This window comes from Pseudonocardia sp. EV170527-09 (assembly GCF_008369905.1).
Taxonomy (GTDB): domain Bacteria; phylum Actinomycetota; class Actinomycetes; order Mycobacteriales; family Pseudonocardiaceae; genus Pseudonocardia.
This window is the reverse complement of the sequence record NZ_VRMC01000738.1, coordinates 1-201: the sequence shown is the minus strand read 5'-3', so window position 1 is coordinate 201 and position 201 is coordinate 1. Positions and strand designations below refer to the sequence as shown.

Sequence of the window (201 nt, the reverse complement as noted above, 5' to 3'; positions counted from 1 at the left end):
ATCGACGAACACCCGGAACGGGACCCGGTCGAAAACGGTCATCTCGGATGCGGTCGGCGAGATCGAGATCTCGGTCCCGCGCGACCGGGCGTCGACGTTCGAACCGCAGATCGTGCGGAAACGACAGCGCCGCCTCGGCGACGTCGACGAGATCGTGCTGTCGCTGTATGCGAAGGGTTTGACGACCGGGGAGATCTCCGC

The 201-nt window shown here is 65.2% G+C and carries 1 protein-coding gene; it reads left to right on the top strand.

Features of this window, described 5'->3' with window-relative positions; genetic code table 11:
- Positions 1-201, top strand: a 201-nt coding sequence (locus FVA95_RS30640; RefSeq protein WP_193564474.1) for a transposase, incomplete at both ends; no start/stop codon positions are given.